At 66.6% G+C, this 17,821-nt stretch carries 15 protein-coding genes and 1 pseudogene; 8 read left to right on the forward strand and 8 right to left on the reverse strand.

Features of this window, described 5'->3' with window-relative positions; translation table 11 throughout:
* The first annotated feature begins 5 nt into the window (after positions 1-5).
* Positions 6-1,454, forward strand: coding sequence for a mannitol dehydrogenase family protein (locus AB4Y79_RS10250; protein WP_441861055.1), 1,449 nt, complete (start codon positions 6-8; stop codon positions 1,452-1,454).
* A complete protein-coding gene (gene eda, locus AB4Y79_RS10255; protein WP_441861058.1) occupies positions 1,447-2,073 on the forward strand; it encodes a bifunctional 4-hydroxy-2-oxoglutarate aldolase/2-dehydro-3-deoxy-phosphogluconate aldolase in 627 nt (208 codons plus the stop codon). Before AB4Y79_RS10250 ends, eda begins: the two co-directional genes overlap by 8 nt.
* A 1-nt stretch (position 2,074) precedes the next feature.
* On the opposite strand, the gene AB4Y79_RS10260 is transcribed toward eda, so the two are convergent.
* Positions 2,075-3,277, reverse strand: a complete 1,203-nt coding sequence (locus tag AB4Y79_RS10260) for a TerC family protein (protein ID WP_441861061.1) — start codon at positions 3,275-3,277, stop codon at positions 2,075-2,077.
* Between the two features lie 36 nt (positions 3,278-3,313).
* Positions 3,314-4,996, reverse strand: coding sequence for a RecQ family ATP-dependent DNA helicase (locus AB4Y79_RS10265; RefSeq protein ID WP_441861063.1), 1,683 nt, complete (start codon positions 4,994-4,996; stop codon positions 3,314-3,316).
* 168 nt (positions 4,997-5,164) lie between these two features.
* Here AB4Y79_RS10265 and AB4Y79_RS10270 point away from each other — a divergent pair, with 168 nt between their 5' ends.
* Positions 5,165-7,492 (forward strand): FdhF/YdeP family oxidoreductase, encoded by a 2,328-nt coding sequence (locus AB4Y79_RS10270; protein ID WP_441861066.1) that lies wholly within the window; start codon positions 5,165-5,167, stop codon positions 7,490-7,492.
* A 139-nt stretch (positions 7,493-7,631) separates the two neighbouring features.
* Here AB4Y79_RS10270 and AB4Y79_RS10275 read toward each other — a convergent pair whose 3' ends face one another.
* Both AB4Y79_RS10275 and AB4Y79_RS10280 read right to left on the reverse strand, forming a co-directional pair.
* Positions 7,632-7,961 (reverse strand): DUF6457 domain-containing protein, encoded by a 330-nt coding sequence (locus AB4Y79_RS10275; protein WP_441861068.1) that lies wholly within the window; start codon positions 7,959-7,961, stop codon positions 7,632-7,634.
* A gap of 28 nt (positions 7,962-7,989) precedes the next feature.
* Positions 7,990-8,964: an aldo/keto reductase gene (locus AB4Y79_RS10280; protein ID WP_441861070.1), complete on the reverse strand. Its 975-nt coding sequence runs from the start codon at positions 8,962-8,964 to the stop codon at positions 7,990-7,992.
* 320 nt (positions 8,965-9,284) lie between these two features.
* Here AB4Y79_RS10280 and AB4Y79_RS10285 point away from each other — a divergent pair.
* From AB4Y79_RS10285 to AB4Y79_RS10300, 4 genes and pseudogenes are all read left to right on the forward strand, one after another.
* Positions 9,285-9,407 (forward strand): annotated as a pseudogene (locus tag AB4Y79_RS10285) (formaldehyde dehydrogenase, glutathione-independent); the annotation flags it as partial.
* A 93-nt stretch (positions 9,408-9,500) separates the two neighbouring features.
* On the forward strand, positions 9,501-9,854 hold the full coding sequence (locus AB4Y79_RS10290; RefSeq protein WP_441861185.1) for a GNAT family N-acetyltransferase: 354 nt from the start codon (positions 9,501-9,503) through the stop codon (positions 9,852-9,854).
* A gap of 310 nt (positions 9,855-10,164) precedes the next feature.
* On the forward strand, positions 10,165-11,097 hold the full coding sequence (locus AB4Y79_RS10295) for a serine hydrolase (protein ID WP_441861073.1): 933 nt from the start codon (positions 10,165-10,167) through the stop codon (positions 11,095-11,097).
* Between the two features lie 68 nt (positions 11,098-11,165).
* Positions 11,166-12,527, forward strand: a complete 1,362-nt coding sequence (locus AB4Y79_RS10300) for an MFS transporter (RefSeq protein ID WP_441861076.1) — start codon at positions 11,166-11,168, stop codon at positions 12,525-12,527.
* Between the two features lie 8 nt (positions 12,528-12,535).
* Here AB4Y79_RS10300 and AB4Y79_RS10305 read toward each other — a convergent pair whose 3' ends face one another.
* The 3 genes from AB4Y79_RS10305 to AB4Y79_RS10315 form a co-directional block, all read right to left on the reverse strand.
* Positions 12,536-13,840 (reverse strand): hemolysin family protein, encoded by a 1,305-nt coding sequence (locus AB4Y79_RS10305; protein ID WP_441861079.1) that lies wholly within the window; start codon positions 13,838-13,840, stop codon positions 12,536-12,538.
* Between the two features lie 75 nt (positions 13,841-13,915).
* A complete protein-coding gene (locus AB4Y79_RS10310) occupies positions 13,916-14,668 on the reverse strand; it encodes an ArsR/SmtB family transcription factor (protein WP_441861081.1) in 753 nt (250 codons plus the stop codon).
* Positions 14,669-14,723: 55 nt separating this feature from the next.
* On the reverse strand, positions 14,724-15,959 hold the full coding sequence (locus tag AB4Y79_RS10315) for a mechanosensitive ion channel family protein (RefSeq protein WP_441861084.1): 1,236 nt from the start codon (positions 15,957-15,959) through the stop codon (positions 14,724-14,726).
* A 120-nt stretch (positions 15,960-16,079) separates the two neighbouring features.
* Here AB4Y79_RS10315 and AB4Y79_RS10320 point away from each other — a divergent pair, with 120 nt between their 5' ends.
* Positions 16,080-16,415, forward strand: a complete 336-nt coding sequence (locus AB4Y79_RS10320) for a cupin domain-containing protein (RefSeq protein ID WP_441861087.1) — start codon at positions 16,080-16,082, stop codon at positions 16,413-16,415.
* A 71-nt stretch (positions 16,416-16,486) separates the two neighbouring features.
* Here the strand turns inward: AB4Y79_RS10320 and AB4Y79_RS10325 are convergent, their stop codons facing one another.
* Positions 16,487-17,728, reverse strand: a complete 1,242-nt coding sequence (locus tag AB4Y79_RS10325) for an MFS transporter (protein ID WP_441861089.1) — start codon at positions 17,726-17,728, stop codon at positions 16,487-16,489.
* Positions 17,729-17,821: the final 93 nt, after the last annotated feature.

Here is a 17,821-nt window from a genome sequence, read left to right on the forward strand (position 1 = left end):
CCAACTTGTCACTGGCGGCCAGCGGCCGGAAACCTGCCCTGGAGAGGAACCGGCTGGAACCCGGGATCGTCCACCTCGGCCTGGGCGCCTTCGCCCGCGCCCACACCGCCGTCTTCACCGAGGACGCGATGCTGGCTGCCCACGATCCCCGGTGGGGGATCGTGGGCGTCACCCAGCGCTCGGATACCGTGGCCCGCCAGTTGACACCGCAGGATGGCCTCTTCACCGTGGCCGAACGCGGCGAAGGCGCCGCCCCGCTGCGGGTGGTCTCCACCATCGTCGAAGCCATCTCCGGCCGGGACAACCCGGAACTGGTCGTGGAGCGCATCGGCACCCCTGCCACGAAGATCGTCACCCTCACCATCACCGAGAAGGGCTACCGGTTCGATCCGCAAACGCGGACGCTCGACCTGAACGATCCCGACGTCCAAGCCGACCTGGCCGGCCGGCCGCCGGTGACCGCCATCGGGCAGATCGTCCGCGGCCTCCAGCGGCGGGCAACCACCGGCGCCGGACCCGTCACGGTGCTCTCCTGCGACAACCTCCCGGCCAACGGGGAACTGACGGAAACCCTCGCCACGGACTTTGCGGCGGCCCTGCCCGCGACTGAAAGCGGGTCTCTTCTGGCCTGGATGCGGCAAAACGTGGCGTTCCCGTCCACCATGGTGGACCGGATGGTGCCCGCCAGCACGGAAGGCGACCTGACCGCCGTCGAACATCAACTCGGTGTAAGGGACGAGGCCGCCGTGGTGGCCGAACCCTTCAAACAATGGGTCATGGAGGACAACTTCCCCGCAGGCCGCCCGCGCTGGGAGGTTGCCGGCGCCCTGTTCAGCGACGACGTTGCCGCCTGGGAATCAGCCAAACTGCGGCTGCTCAACGCCAGCCATTCGATGCTGGCCTACCTCGGCCTCCTCGCCGGCAAGGACACCATCAGCGATGCCGTGGCCGTGGCGCCGTTCCGTACCGCCTGCCGGCGCATGATGCTGGAGGAAGCCCTGCCCGGCATCACCCTCCCGGCGGGGCTCGACGGGGAGCAGTACTGCGATGAGGTGCTCCGCCGGTTCGCCAACCCGGCGCTGGGCCACACCACGGCCAAGGTGGGCAGCGACGGCTCACAGAAAGTCGGACTGCGGCTGCTCACCACTGTCCGGGGAACGCTCGACGCCGGCCGCGCACCACGGTGGGCAGCGCTCGCCGTTGCCGCGTGGATGCACCACGTGGCCGGCACTCCGGCAGCAGACCTGAACGATCCCCTGGCGCAGGAGCTGCAGGCCGCGCTCCCCGAGGACCGCACCGCGGACACCGTGGTGCCGGCACTGCTGGGGTTCCGGCCCGTCGTCGACCCTGCCCTCGCGGGGAACAAGGACTTCCGGGACCTGCTGCTGCACTGGTACCGCATCATCGAAACCAACGGGCCGGACGGCCTGGGAAATGAGATCAACCATGGCTGACGCATCAGGTGTCCTCAGCGTTTCACCGGTCATCCCGGTGGTCACCATCGACGACCCGCAGGACGCGGTGCCCCTGGCACGGGCGCTGGTGGACGGCGGGGTGAAGATCATCGAGCTGACCCTGCGGACCGAGTCCGCCCTGACCTCGCTGAAACTGATCGCCGGCGAGGTCCCGGACATCCTGGTTGGTGCCGGCACCATCCTCACGCCCGCCCAGGCCGATGCCGCAGTGCAGGCGGGCGCCAAATTCCTGGTCAGCCCCGGCATCACCCCCGCGCTGCTCACCCACATGCTGTTGCTGGACGTCCCGGTGCTGCCCGGCGTCGCCACCGTTGGCGAAGTCCTGGCCGTCCTGGAAGCCGGACTGGACGCGATGAAGTTCTTCCCCGCCGGGCCGGCAGGCGGTCCGCCCTACCTGGCCGCCATCGGCGCGCCCATCCCGCACGTCCAGTTCTGCCCCACCGGCGGCATCAGCCTGGCCACCGCTCCGGACTACCTCAAGCTGGCCAACGTGGCCTGCGTGGGCGGCAGCTGGCTGACCCCGGCAGACGCCGTCGCGGCCAAGGACTGGGGCCGGATCACCGGCCTGGCCAGGGGCGCTGCCGCCCTCACTCCGTAGGTCAGCCCTCGGCCGCGGCAGCCCGCACCTGGGCCTTGTCGTGCTCGTCATGAGCGTTCCGCAGCAGCTCCAGAAACTCGGTTTCATTGCGGACCAACCGCTTGTACTTCTCGGGAAGCTTGCGGATCTGGTCTTCTTCGCGGCACATCTTGGCGAAAATCTTGTCCCGTTCCGCCATGTCCGTCTCATAGTTGAGGTCAAGGTACTCGACGGCGTGCCGCCTGGCCCCGGAGACGGCGTTCTTGGCGTTGCCCTTGGGGCTGAAGATGGATGCCAGGATGGTCACCACCAAAACGCCCAGGATCACGCCCAGCGACACGGCGGTGCTGACTTCCACCACGTTGACGTGCTTGCCGTCGTTGATGAACGGCAGGGTGTTCTCGTGCAGGGCGTGCAGGATCAGCTTCACGCCGATGAAGCCCAGGATGACCGCCAGCCCGTAGGAGAGGAAGATCAGCCGGTCCAGCAGGCCGTCGATCAGGAAAAACAGCTGGCGCAGGCCCATCAGCGAGAACGCCGTGGCGGTGAAAACGACGAATACGTTCTGGGTCAGGCCGAAGATCGCCGGAATGGAATCCAGGGCGAACAGGATGTCCGTACCGCCGATCGCCACCATCACCAGCAGCATGGGCGTCAGGACCCGTTTGCCGTTCTCCAGCGTGAACAGCTTGTCGCCGTCATAGTGTTCCGACGCCGGCAGGAACTTCCTGGCGAGCCGCACCACCAGGCCGTCGGAGTCGTCGTCGTGGCTGTCCGGCTTGAGCAGGTTGCCGGCCGTGACCAGCAGGATGAGCCCGAAGATGTAGAAGACCCAGGCGAAACTGTTGATCAGCGCAGCGCCCAGGAAAATGAACGCGGTGCGGGCGATCAAGGAGAAGATGATGCCGAACAGCAGCACCTTCTGCTGGTCCGCGCGGGGCACCTTGAAGCTGGCCATGATGATCAGGAACACGAAGAGGTTGTCCACTGACAACGCCTTTTCCGTCACATAGCCTGCGAAGTATTCGGTGCCCATGTCCGGCCCGCCGAAGACCAGGACCGCAAGCCCGAACACCACCGCGATGCTCACATAGATTGCGGACCAGACGGCTGATTCCTTCAGCGACGGGGTGTGGGCCTTCCGGACGTGGAAGAAGAAATCAAAGGCCAGCAGCCCTGCGATGAGCACAAGGGTCAGGATCCAGGCGTAAGCAGGGGTTTCCACGCGGCGGGCCTTTCGTCGGAGGTTACCCCAGCCTACCTAAGCGGGCTTCAGGAGTTCGTGCTCCACGACGGCGGACCGCGACAACGTTTTGTACCCCTCCTGCTCGAAAAGCACCGTCATCACGTCACCCTCGTGCCGCATCACCAGGCCGTGGCCCCACTCCTTGTGGACCACTGCGGACTGTGGGGGGAACGGGCCGTTGGCGCTGGAAGCCGGGCCGCCGTCGTCGTCCTCGTCCTTGCCGGCGGCGTGCGCGCCTGCGTGGGGGGCAGCCGCCGTGCACGCGTCGCAGTTTCCGCACGGCTCCGGCAGGTCCTCACCGAAGTAGCCCAGCAGGAACTGCCGCCGGCAGCCGTCCGCCTCGGCGTAGGCACGTATCATGTCCAGCCGCGACTGGTCCACGCGTTGCCGGGCCTCGGCGAGTTCCACGGCGTCCTGCACCAGCGCGGGCAGCTTGGCTTTGGACATCAGCCTGATTCCCCGCTTGCCGCTGCTGACGGCACCGATCTCTTCCAACTGGTTGACCAGCCCGGTGATGCGCCGCGGCGGGAGGCCCGTCAGTTCCGCCAGGGATGACTTTGGCGCGGGAGCCTTGGCTGATTTGAGGACCTTCAGGACGGCCAGCAGGGAACCGGGATCCGGGGATCGGGTGCTGAAGAATTTCCGCAGCCCCAGGTCCTCCGAGCGGTAATGCAGCACGGCGGACGCGGGATCTCCGTCCCGGCCGGCCCGGCCAATCTCCTGGTAGTAGGCGTCAATCGACTCCGGAATGTCGGCATGGACCACGAAGCGGACATTCGGCTTGTCGATGCCCATGCCGAAGGCCGTGGTGGCAACCACCACATCCAGTTGGTCGTCCAGGAACAGCTCATGGACGCGTTCCCGGTCCGCGGCACGGCGGCCGGCGTGGTAGGCCTCGGCGCGCAGCCCCTTCGTGGCCAGTTTGGCCGCGTACTCTTCGGTGTCTTTCCGGGTTGCGGCGTACAGGAGGCCTTTTCCTGTCCGGGCCAGGTCCGCCACCTGCCCCAGCACCGCCCGGCGTTTGTCCCCGTCCTTGTGGTGGCGGATCACGGCAAGGTTGATGTTGGGCCGGTCGAAGCCGTGGACCAGGACCAGGGGGTTCCTCATGGCCAGCCGCTCCACGATCTCATCGCGGACTGGCGGGGAGGCGGTGGCGGTCAGCGCGGCCACGGGCGGGTTGCCCAGTTGCTCCCGGACACTGCCCAGGCCCAGGTAGTCCGGACGGAAGTCATGGCCCCAGGAGGAGACACAGTGTGCTTCGTCCACCACGAACAGGGAGATGTCCAGGGCTTTGATCCGGTCCACCGTTGACTGCTTGGCAAGCTGTTCGGGGGCCAGGAACACGAACACGGCCCTGCCGTCCGCCACGGCCTGCCAGGACGCCTCGACGTCGGCATCGCTGTGTGCGGCGTTGACGGCAACCGCCGCGCCTGGACCGAGGACCTGGGACAGCCCGTCCAACTGGTCCTCCTGCAGGGCGATCAGCGGGGACACCACGACGGCGGGACGCCCGGTTCGTTTGTGCAGGTGCAGGGCTGCGACCTGGTAGATGGCGGATTTGCCGTACCCCGTGGGCATTACGGCCAGGACGTCGCGGCCATCGGCGAGGGCGGCCATGCCGGCCAGCTGGCCGTCCCGGAGGTCCTTCAGGGAGAAGGACGAGGCCGCAAGGGCGCGAAGGGCAGGTTCGTCGGACATGGAAAGGGCTCCGCGCGGAAAGAAACAATGGCCGCCTGCTTCAGCCGTGGGAACCAGCCTACGCCAGTGCCGGGGTGCTTGACTTCACGGGCATGCTCAACAACTGTGGAGTGACAGATCCGCCAATGCGGCCGGCCCTTCCGGGGCCCGGCGAACAAGGAGAATGTTGTGGCGCGCGAAAACCCGAAGGTCGAAGAACCAGAGGAGTCCGATCTCGAGGTGACCGGCCACCCCAAGACGTGGGCCGCCGGCGTTCCGGGCGTCTACCACTCCATGCAACCTGCGCTGAAGAACATGGGCGTGGAACGGTCACGGAAGACCCTGCTGGCACTGAACCAGAAGGACGGCTTCGACTGCATGAGCTGCGCGTGGCCGGATCCCGGGCACCGCAAGACGTTCGAGTTCTGCGAAAACGGGGCCAAGGCCGTCACCTGGGAGGCCACCCCCGTGGTGATCGGCAGCGACTTCTGGGCAGAGCATCCGGTCAGCGAACTCCGGAAGCGGTCCGAGTACTGGTTGGGCATGCAGGGCCGCCTCACCGAACCCGTTTACAAGGCCGCGGGGGAGGACCACTACCGCCCGGTCAGTTGGGAACGCGCCGTCGGGATCGTGGCGGACAAGTTGAAGTCCCTGCCGGACCCCAACCAGGCCACGTTCTACACCAGCGGCCGGACTTCCAATGAGGCCGCGTTCCTGTACCAGCTGTTTATCCGCGCCTACGGCACCAACAACCTGCCCGACTGCTCCAACATGTGCCACGAATCATCAGGGTGGGGCATGGGACAGACCATCGGCGTGGGCAAGGCCACCGTGTCCTACGATGACTTCGGCAAGGCCGACTTGATCATCGTGATGGGCCAGAACCCGGGTACCAACCACCCGCGCATGCTGACTGCACTGGAGGAAGCCAAGGAAGCCGGCGGCCACATCGTGGCCGTCAACCCGCTTCCAGAGGCCGGCCTCATGCGGTACAAGAACCCCCAAAAGGTCAAGGGCATCATCGGCCGCGGCACCGACCTCGCCGACCAATTCCTGCAGGTCCGCATCGGTGGAGACATGGCGTTGCTCCAGGCGGTGTCCAAGCGCGTGCTCGACGCCGAGGCCGCCAACCCGGGCAAGGTCCTGGACCACGCATTCCTTGCCGAACACTGCGACGGCCTGGAAGAACTGCGGGCGCACCTGGCCAGCCTGGATGAGGCCGCGGTGCTGGAGGCCACCGGCCTGCGTACAGAGGAAATCGATGAACTGGCAGCCCGCTACATTGCCGCGGACAAGGTGATCATCACCTGGGCCATGGGCATCACCCAGCAGAAGAAGGGTGTGGCCACCATCAAGGAGATCATCAACCTGCTCCTGCTGCGCGGCAATATCGGCAAGCCCGGGGCCGGCGCCTCGCCCATCCGCGGCCACAGCAACGTCCAGGGCGACCGGACCATGGGGATCTGGGAACAGATGCCGCCGGCCTTCCTTGACAGCCTGGGCCAGGAGTTCGATTTCGCGCCGCCGCGGGACCACGGCCTGGATGCGGTCCAGACCGTCCGTGGGATGCGCGACGGCGGCGTCAAGGTTTTCGTCGGGCTTGGCGGCAACTTCGTGGGCGCCATTTCAGACACCGCGGCCGCCGAAGCGGCCATGGAGAACACCGAACTGTCGGTCCAGATCTCCACGAAGCTCAACCACTCCCACGCCGTGACCGGAGCCGAGGCGCTGATCCTCCCCACCCTGGGCCGGACGGAGATCGACCGGCAGGCCTCTGGCCCGCAGTTCGTCTCGGTGGAGGACACCGTCTGCGCCGTCCATGCGTCCCACGGCACCGTGGAGCCGGTGGCCCCCGGGTTGCTCTCCGAGGTTGCTATCGTGAGCAGGCTTGCCGCCGCCACGGTGGGGGACCGGACGTCCGCGGACTGGGCCGGGTTCGAAAAGGGCTACGACCTGATCCGGGACCACATCTCCCGCGTGGTGGTCGGCTGCGAAGACTACAACCGCAAGATCAGGCAAAAAGGCGGGTTCGTGCTGCCCAACGGCCCGCGCGATTCCCGCACCTTCAACACCCCCACCGGCAAGGCCATGCTCACCGTCAACGAACTCGAGCACGTGGACCGGCCCGCCGGCACCCTCATCCTGCAGACCATGCGTTCGCACGACCAGTTCAACACCACCATCTATGGCAACAACGACCGCTACCGGGGCATTAAGAAAGGCCGCGAGGTGGTGTTCGTGAATCCCGCGGACCTTGCCGAGCTGGGCCTCGCCGACGGGCAGCACGTCGACATCCACGGCGTGTACAAGGACAACGTGGCTCGCGTGCTCCGCAACTACCGGGTGGTGTCCTACCCGTCTGCCAAGGGCTGCGCCGCAGCGTACTACCCGGAGGCCAACGTCCTGGTCCCGTTGGAGAGCGTGGCGGAGGGCAGCCAGACCCCGGCGTCCAAGGCCGTCATCGTCCGACTCGAGCCCGTGAAAGTCCTGGAAGAGGAGGCCACCGCCGCCGGCTGACCGGTGGCCGAGCCCGTCGGTGGGTGAGCCAGTCGAAACCGCGGTGGCCGTTCGCTCGCACCGGCGGTAACTCCCCGCCTGATGGACGAATCCCCTCGGTACGCGACGGGGATTTGTCCATCAGGCGGGGATTTGCCTGCTATTGCCCGGTGTCTGCCCAGCCGCGGCCGGCAGGCCCGCCGTGGGCGCCGTCGTCGACCAGCCCCAAGGCGACCCTGGCCGCCTTGGCCACGGCAGCGGACGCCGCCTCCCGGCTCCCGGCGCTGCCCGTCCCTGCGTCCAGCGCCGCCGCGTACCCCACCAGGAACGTGGTGATGGGCGCGGCGGCATGGATCACGTTGTCCGCAGATTTGCGGGCGAGGTCCAGGAGCAGCTCCTGGTCCACGTCCAGGTCAAGGATCTGCAGTGCCTGAGCCAGCCGCTGGGTCCATTGATCCAGCATCTGGGCTTCGTCGTCGTTGACTGTCATGGTTTCTCCTTTGCAGAGGCCGGATGGGTCAGGTGTCGATAGTGGACATGTTCGGGTAACGGGCGCCTGCTGTCGAGCCCGCCGGGGCCAAGTCGTCCAGCAACTGCAGCTCATCGGCGCTGAGCTCAACGTCCACAGCGCCCAGGTTCTCGCGCAGCCGTTCGCGCTTCTTGGTGCCTGGAATCGGGACGATATGGTCGCCCTGCGCCAGCAGCCAAGCAAGGGCCAACTGGCCGGGAGTGCAATGTTTCCGGTCGGCCAGTTCTTTCACCCGGTCCACGAGTACAAGGTTCCGGGTGAAGTTGTCGCCCTGGAACCGCGGGGAGTGCCGGCGGAAGTCGTCGTCGGCGAAGTCGTCCACGCTGCGGATCTGTCCCGTCAGGAAGCCGCGGCCCAGCGGGCTGTAAGGCACGAACCCGATTCCCAGCTCCGCGAGCACGGGGAACACCTTGGTTTCCGGTTCCCTCTCCCAGAGCGAATACTCGGTTTGCAGCGCAGTGATGGGGTGCACTGCGTGGGCGCGGCGGATGGTGTCTGCTGACGCCTCGGACAATCCGATGTGCCGGACCTTTCCGGCCTGGACCAGTTCCGCCATGGCGCCGACCGTGTCCTCGATGGGCACCGTCTTGTCCACCCTGTGCTGGTAGTAGAGGTCGATGTGGTCCACGCCCAGCCGCTGCAGGCTGGCATCGCAGGCCGACCTGACGTACTCGGGGCGGCCGTTGATGCCCACCCAGGAACCGTCCTCGCGGCGTTCGTTGCCGAACTTGGTGGCGAGCACAACGTCATCGCGTCGGCCGGCGACGGCACGGCCCACCAACTTTTCGTTGGTGAAGGGCCCGTACATGTCCGCTGTGTCCAGCAGAGATCCGCCGGCGTCCAGGAACTCGTGGATCGTGGCGATCGACTCCTGCTCGTCGCCATCGCCGTAGAACTCGCTCATGCCCATGCAGCCAAGGCCCAGGGCGGAAACAGTCAGTTGTCCAATGGTGCGTGTCTTCATGCCGTTCTCCTCAACGGTAGAACTTGCCTGGGGACCGGCTTGCCTGCGTGCGCGGAAGCCGGTGGGTGCAGCGTACGCCACTATAGGCGCTTCCCCGGGGCCGTGCCTGGATAAACATCGGCCCCGCTAAACATGGGGCGCCTACCCTTGGACCGCTCCCGGGTGCCTGCCTGGACTGGGCGGACCCCCAAGCCGGGAACCTGTGCCTGATACTCATCCGGAATCGCCAGTGGAGCAGGGCGGGTCCCTCATTTCGGGGTTTCTCAACCTACCCGGATCACTGCCGTCCCACCGGACGGACCTGACTACAGGGGCGAAAGATGACAGGGAACAAAGCCGTTGCCTACAAGGAACCCGGCAAGGTCGAATTAATCGATATTGATTATCCAACGTTCGAGCTCAGGGACGGCCCCGGCGTCAACCCCGCGAACGTGGGGCGCGCCCGGTCCACCACGGGGTTCGCATGCGGAAATAAGTGCGGCCCGGGCCGGGTTAGGCTTTGCACGGGCAGCACGACCGCAACGAAGGAGTTCCCCTTGAGTGACATCACCGTCCGCCACAACGCCGAGCGCGACCGCTTCGAGATCCTCGACCGTGGGAACGTGATCGGCAAAGCCGCCTACAAGGATTACGACGGCGGCGCGTCACCACAGCGGATTTTCTACCACACGGTGATCAACGAGGAATACGGCGGGCAGGGCTTGGCCGGGAAGCTCGCCGCGGTTGCCCTGGACGCGACGGTGGAGGCCGGGGCCGGCATTGTCCCGGTGTGCCCGTTCATCAAGAAGTTTGTGGCCAAGCACCCGGAGTACTCGGACAGCGTGGTGGCCGTGGCCCCGGCGCACCTGGAATTCCTGGAGACCGCTCTCTCGGCCCGCGCCCGCGCCTAGCCAGGGCTCCCGGACATATTCCCGATACGCAACGCCATCGCCGACGCGCGAAATGATTTCCGCCGCGCGACGGGTTTTCCGACGCGCAAAATCACCTCCGACGGGCAACCGGATTAGCGCGGGCCACGTCCGGTCCGCGCCAGGTAATGTGCGCGTCGCCACCGATTTTGTGCCGCGTGGGCGGTCCCGCGGAACACACCGCAAGTCTTCAGGAAGCTCCCAAATTCCGGTGATTTAATCGCAGTGTCAGCGCGGCTCAACGCCGCGCTGACGTTGTTTGTGATTGCCGAGGCGGGACAGGAGCCCTTGTATGTCCGAGCACCCCCAGGTGCCCACACCAGGCCGCGATGCTCCGCCAAAGCCCGACAGGCCTGTCCCGGGCAGGAGCCGCGGCCTCCGGCGGCTCGTCATCCTGGCCATTGCCGTGGTGCTGGTTATCGCCGGGACGGTCGCATTGGCCGTGGCCCGGTCCGAGCCCCCGACCGGTTCGGTGGCCCCCACCCAGCCCGTTGCGCCACCGGCACCCGTGGCGGCAGCCCCGGAGTCACTGCAGGACAGCGTGGACAACATCCTCAGCGAAGCGGACCAGTACCGGATCGGGCTGGCGCTCGCGGATGTGTCCGGCGGCGCTGAACGCACATTCGGCGACGCTGACGCTTTCACGGCAGCCAGCACGGCGAAGATCCTGACTGCCGCGGCGTACTATCACCTGGTGGAAAAAGGAGAAGCCACCCTTGATGAGCCCATGGGCGACTACGACGCCGCTTTCCAGCTCAAAGCCATGGTCAATGACAGCAACAACGACTCCTGGCAGCTGCTGATGGACGCCGTCGGCTACCCACAGCTGATTGCCTACGCGGACTCCATCGGTGTTACCTACGACCCCGAGAAGAACTTGCTGACCGCTGCGGACATGGCCCTGATCCTGAAGAAGCTGTACGCGGGGGAGCTGCTCAACGCTGACAACACCGCCCAGCTGCTCAGCTACATGCAGGACACCAACAACGAAGACCTCATTCCCGCCGGCTCGAGGGCAGGAATCGACGTCCACCACAAATACGGGGAGCTCTCCGGCGAACTGCATGATGCCGCGCTCCTGAGCTATGGCGGCTCGACGTTCGCGCTGGTGATCTACACCGAAAACCCGGAAGGCGTTGCGGATGACGGCCAGGTTGAGGTGATCAGGGACCTGACCCGGGCCGTTGAGGACGCACTGTTCCCGGTCGGGGTGGCGGGCAGGTAGCCAACGCCACACCCGCGCAGCGGTCCGCCGGCTCGCCCTCCGTGAGCGCTTTGGGTCAGACTGTTACCGTGAGCAACAACCCCCGGACTGCCTTGGCCGTCGCAGGCCTAAGCCTGGGCACGGCACTGAACCCGCTGAACTCCTCCATGATCGCCGTGGCCCTGGTGGTGCTGCGTGCCGATTTCGGGCTCGACGTCGCCGCCGTCACCTGGGTGGTCACGTCCTTCTACCTCGCCTCTGCGGCCGGCCAGCCGGTAATGGGCAGGCTGGCGGACCGGTTTGGACCGCGACGGATGTTCATGCTGGGCATGGGGCTGGTCGCAATCACCTGCGCCCTGGCGCCGCTGGCCCCGAACTTTGCCCTGCTCTGCGTGGCCCGGGCGGTCATGGCATTGGGTACAGCTACCGCGTATCCCAGCGCCGTGGTGATGGTGGGGGCGATTGCACACCGGGCCAAGGTCGATCCCGCCCGGCCCCTGGGCCGGCTTCAGATGGCGAACACATCGGCTGCTGCCGTGGGTCCCGTCGTTGGAGGTTTGCTGGTGGGCTTTGTGGGCTGGCAGTCGCTGTTCCTGATCAACGTTCCGCTGGCGGTGGCGGCGTTGCTGATCGTCCGGCAGGCCGCGCCGGCGGACCAGGTCCGGGAGCGCGGCAGCGTGGCGCAACTGGTGCGGGACTCGGATGTTCCGGGCATTATCGGGTTTATCGGTGCACTGTTGTTGGTCATGATGGCCGCGCTGAACGTGGCGCCGGACTACCGCTGGTGGATGCTGGCCGCCGGAACCGTCGTGGCAGCGCTGTTCGCCTGGCGGGAGCTGCGGTTCGCCAAGCCATTCCTGGACCTGCGCCTGCTGGGCCGCAACAGGCCCCTCATGCTCGTGTACCTGGCGTTCGCGGTGTTCAGCAGCGTCTATTACTTCGTCTTTTTCGGCCTTCCGCAGCTGCTGCAGGAGGCAGGCGGCTACGATCCCGGCGTCGTGGGCCTGCTGATGCTGCCCCTGGCGGGCATGTCCGTGGTGGCGACCCCCTGGGCAGTCTCCGCGATGGGACGGTTCGGTGTGCGCCGGGTGCTGCTCGCCGGCGTCGTCCTCCTGACGGTCGTGGCGGCGCTGATGTGGCTGCTGACCGGAACGCTGGCCATCCCGTTCGTGGTGGTGCTGACCGCGCTGATGGGGATTCCCTACGGAACCGTCAGCATCGCCTCCAACCAGGGGATGTTCGTCTCCACCCGGCCGCAGGACCGCGGCGTTGCTGCAGGGATCTACCAGACGTGCCGCTACGTGGGCGCGATCACCGCCACAGTCATGATCGGAGTGTTCGCGTCCGGCGGCGTGCACCAGGACAGCTGGATGCGGATGGTGATTGCCATGCTGGTGCTCTGCGTCGTGACGTTTGGGATCTCCGTGCTGTGGCGGCAGCAGAAGGCTTAGCTCCTTCCTTATCTGGAGGTACTCGAAGGAGGCGCTGCCGGGGTGACCCGGACCCGTGCAATCCGCAGCTTGTCCATGCTGAGGACCGTGAGCATGTACCCCGGGATCTGTACTCGGTCGCCCGCCTGCGCCAGGCGGCCCAGGCGGGACATCACAAAGCCTGCCACCGTTTCGTAGCGGCCCTCGGGCAGCACGATTCCGGAGGCTGAGGTGAACTCCTGCAGGATCAGGCCGCCGTCGACCTCGATGGAGCCATTGGTGACGGTGACGCGGTCTTCGTGCTCGGCGCCGGTGTCGTACTCGTCGTAGATCTCGCCTACGAGTTCTTCCACGAGGTCTTCGAGTGTGACCACGCCGTCCGTGCCGCCGTATTCGTCCACCACCAGGACAATGTGCTGGTTGGTCTTGCGCATCCGGGAGAGCGACGGGAGGACCCTGTTGGTGCCGGGCATGGCCAGGATCGTCCGGGCAATGTCTTTCACCGGTGCCTGCTCCTGTGTCTCGTCTCCGGGCATCAGGTCGCGGATATGGACAAAGCCCAGGACGTCGTCCGGGGTCCTGCCAATGACCGGAAACCGCGAGTAGGGGCCGTCCCTGACCATCTCTCGGGCGGCCGCGATGGTTGTGGTCCCGTCGATGAAGGTTACTTCCGTGCGGGGCCGCATGACCTCCTGCAGTGTTCGGTCCCCGGCGCCGAACACATCGGCCAGGATGTGCCGGTTGCTTTCTTCAAGGGCCTCGCTTGCCGCCACCATGTCCCACAGCTCCTCGGAACTGATGCCGGCACGCTTGGCATGCGGGTCGCCGCCGAAGAGCCGGACCACCGCGTCGGTGGACGCGGAGAGGAGCCAGATGACCGGCCGCATGACCTTGGAAAGGGTGATCAGCGGCGGAGCCAGGGTCCTGGTGATGGCGACGGGGTTTTGCAGGGCCAGCCTCTTGGGCGCCAGTTCGCCCAGGACCAGGGAAAGGTAGGCCACCAGCAGTGTCATGCCGACGAAGGACACGAGCCCGGCGGCCGCCCCGAGCCCCAGGGCTTGCAGGAGGGGCACGACGACGGGTGCGATCGCCGAGGCGCCGTACGCCGCCGAGAAGAACCCGGCCAGGGTGACGCCGATTTGGACCGTGGAGAGGAACCGGTTGGGGTTCCGTGCCAGGTCTGCGGTCCGGGCCCCGGAGTCGCCGGACTTTTCGATGCGGCGGATCTGGCCTTCGTGCAGGGACACCAGGGCCATTTCAGCTGCGGCGAACACTCCGCCCAGCAGAACGAAGCAGAGAACCAGAGCGATGTTGACCAGGGTGCCGCTGTCCATGACATGACCTTAGACCCGCGGGTGGCCCGGTGTGGCCGCCGCCGTGCTTGAATCCGCAGCGGTCGTTGCGGTGTCTTAGGTGTACATCAGGGATCCGGGGGTGGTGAGTTTCTCGCCGGTCTCCAGCCAGGTCTTCAGGCCGGAGAGGATCATGGGCCAGCCGCCGTAGAGCTGTTCATTGGCACCTTCGCGCAGGTCGCTGTGGGTGACGGTCAGGTGGCATGAATCGCCCACCGGCTCGATCTCCCAGGTGACCTTGGACGTGCCCTCGGCCTTGACGTCCTCGCCCCAGAGGGCGCGCATGGTCTGGACCAGGCGGCGCGGCGGATCCACCTCCAGGTTCTCGCCTTCGCCCAGGGCTTCCCCGGCCTTGGGGTTGCCCATCACGAACTTGCCGCCGGGTGTCCAGTCGGACTCCAAGGTATTTCCGAACTGGTACTTGCTGCGGATATCGCTGTCGGTAATGGCTTCCCAAAGCCGTTCCGGCGTGGTCTTGATGTAAATCTCGAAGATCTTTTCCACGGGACTTTCCAATCTGGATTTGAGGTCGCTGAGGGCAGCGGCCCATGGTTCTGCGTATTTGCTGACCCAGCGGTCGTGGACCAGGCGGATGGGCACCGGGTTGAGGAAGTGCAGCTTTTCCCGGCCCCGACGGCGGGTGGCCACCAGGCCTGCGTCCTCCAGGATGCGCAGGTGCTTGGCGATGCCGAAGCGGGTCATGCTGAACCGCGCCTCGAGCGCACTCAGGGTCTGGCCGTCCTCGCGGAACAGCTCATCGAGCAGGTCCCGGCGGGTGGGGTCGGAGAGTGCTTTGAACACGTCGTCCATACCGCCAATGATAGGTGACTAAATGGTCACCTATCAAGGGTTTTGTCGCGTTGAATCAGTTGCGGGAGGCCAGGTTCCGGTCTCGCTCCTCAAAAACTTCCTCGCCGGGCCCCGTGAAGGCCCTCGAGCGCTCCACCGCCTCGATGGAGCCAGTGAACAGCTGCGATTCATGCGGATCAGCCGGGGGACGGGCGCCGCCGGAGCCGGGCGAACCCAGCCCTCGCAGTGGTGCCCTGCGCCGGGTGACCGTGCCGCCGTCGTCCATTGCCTGCTCCCAGCGCTGGTGCGGCAGCGCGGCCGGGTGGTTCTGCTGCAGGAACGTCACCATTGTTTCGCGGACCAGGCAACGCAGGTCGAAGAGCGCGGCACTGTCCGCAGCGCTGACCAGGATCCGGACCCGGACAAAGCCGCCGGTGGCGTCGGTAATTTGCAGGACTCCGACGCGCTCATCCCACAGTTCGGTCTGGGCCAGGACCCGGCGCAGCTCAGTGCGCATGTCCTCCACGGGGGCGCGCCAGTCGAGATCGAACTCCACGGTGCCCATCACCTCGGACTGGCGGCGGGTCCAGTTCTCGAATGGAGTGGTGGTGAAGTACGTGGAGGGCAGGATCAGGCGGCGGTCGTCCCAGAGATGGACCACCACGTAGGTGAGGGTGATCTCCTCGATTCGGCCCCACTCCTTCTGGACCACCACCACATCGTCCACGCGGATGGCGTCCGTGAAGGCCAGTTGCATCCCGGCGAAGACGTTGACCAGCGATGTCTGCGCTGCCAGGCCGGCCACGATGGAGATCACGCCGGCGGAGGCAAGCAGCCCCGCCCCGAGAGCCTGGATGGCGGGGAACGTCAGCATGGCGGTGCCGACGGCGAGCACCACCACCAGTGCAACGGCGATCCGCCGGGCGAGGATCATCTGCGTCCGCAGCCGCCGGGCACGCCGGTTGTCCGCCACGTCCACGCTGTGCCGGGTCAGCACCACGGCTTCGACGATGAGCAGCACCGCAATGGCGAGCCACGCCACCGCGCCGATGAGGGCGATGAGGAGGAGATGGTCGACGCCGGCATGCCAGTTTTCGTTTCCGGCGGTGAGGCCCAGCGCGGCGCGGACGCCCACCAGGCACAGTGCCAGCCGCAGCGGCTGCCGGGCCACCCGGGAGGTGGCCTGCAGCTCCGGGCGTTTCCGGTTCAGCTTCAGGACGATCTTGCGGAGCAGCCAGGACAAGGCCAGTCCGGCCACCACCGCCAGCGCTGTGGCAATGAAGGGCAGTGCGGGATTCAGGACGTCTAGCATCGTTTAACCTCTATCAAGCCTTCGGCCGCCTCTGAAATCGGGGTGGCCTGTGGCGTGTCTGCCGATCCTGTGCCTTCCAACGGGTCGCCACGCTTACCAGCACTGGGTAGCGTTGGGCGCATGCAGAAGATATCGGTCGACGCCCTGGCCCGCCAGCAGCTCGAAGCAGCGCTCGCATCCCCCAACGGCCGTGCCGCCGACACCGTTTACGGCGGACACGAAAAAGTCCTCCGGCAGTCCGTGATGGCCATGGCGGCCGGAACCCAGCTGAGCGAACACAAGAACCCCGGCGATGCCACGGTTTTCGTGATCCGCGGCTGCGTCAGGCTGACCGCCGGCGAGGACTCCTGGCAGGGCAAGGCGGGGGATTTGCTGATCGTCCCGCCCGGCCTGCACAGCCTGACGGCCGAGGAGGACTCCACTTTCCTGTTCACGGTGGCCAAGCACCGCGAATGACCCATCGATTGCTCCGCAGGTGTCGCTCTGGGTGCTGAAAACGACAGGTACGGAGCACTCGATGCAGGTTGTCAGGCCCTGTCTGTGACGCTTTCCTTCACCGGGCGGGGCTCCAACCAGATCCGCTCCCGCGGGCCCGGCGGGTAGGCGTACCTCTTCCCGGCGATGGTGATCACCAGCGCGGCAACCACCGGGATGGCCGCTGCAACCGGAACCAGCAACGGACCGCCCACCACCAGTGCCGCAGAACCGTACAGTGCGCCGACGGTGATGCCCAGCTGGATGGTCAGGACCGTGAGTCCGTTGGCCGCCTCGCTGAACTCACCACCGGCCCGGAGGATCGCCGACTGGTTGTAGATGCCGATCGCGCCCAGTCCTGCGCCCCAAACGGTCATCAGCGCCAAGGCGACGGGGAGGTTCCCCGCCGCCAGGGGGAGGAGGAACATCGATGCGGCGATGGCCGCCGTCGTCATGATCAGGGAACGGCGCGGGCGCGAATCCACGGTGAGTCCGGCAATCCAGATGCCCAGCAGGCCGGAGCCGCCCAGTACGGTGAGGGAGAGGGTGATGGCGTAGTCGGGCAGGTGCGCCTCGCGGATGAAGGGTGCGATGTAGGTGAACAGCGCAAAGTGCGCCAGGACCAGCAGGGGCCAGGCGATGGCCACGGACTTCACGCCGGGCTGGCCAATGGCCTTACGGAGCGACGGCCGGGCGGCGTCGGTGATGCGCCGGACGCGGGGGAGCAGCCAGAACGCGAGGGCGGTGAGGACCACGCCAAAACCGGCAAGAACCAGGAACGCGGCCCGCCACCCCAGGAATCCACCCAGGGCGGTCCCTACCGGCGCCCCAATGGCCAGGCCCAGGCTGTTGCCGCTGAACACGATGGCCAGGGCCTTGCCCACCTTGTCCGCCGGGACCACCCGGGACACGAACGGCGCCATGGTGGTCCAGAGCAGCCCGTGCGCCAGCCCGCCCACCAACCTGGCGATCATCGCCGAGGTGAAGTCCGGCGCCAGTCCCACCAAGGCGTTGCTGAGCGCGAACGTCAGGACCAGCGCCACGAGGAGGGCGTGCCGGGGAATCTTTCCCAGCAGGCGGGCAGCCGGAACCACCGTGACAACGATGACGGCGGCGTAGGCGGCAGCAAGGTAGCCGGCCACGGGCTCGGAGACGCCCAACCCGGCGCTGATCTGGGGGAGCAGGCCGGACGGCAGGAGTTCGGTGGTGATGGCGGTGAAGGCAATGGTGGCAAGGACCACCATTGCCGCATAGGGAAAACGGGCAGGTTCCGGCGCAGGGATCGCGGAAGACATGGGGGAGCGTCCATTCAAGGGGGAGGGGTGGAATGCGGCGCTGCTCGCCTGACAATTCCTCCCTTAAATTTACAGGATTAAACCCCCTGCTTC

This window comes from Pseudarthrobacter sp. YAF2 (assembly GCF_052113345.1).
Classification (GTDB): domain Bacteria; phylum Actinomycetota; class Actinomycetes; order Actinomycetales; family Micrococcaceae; genus Arthrobacter.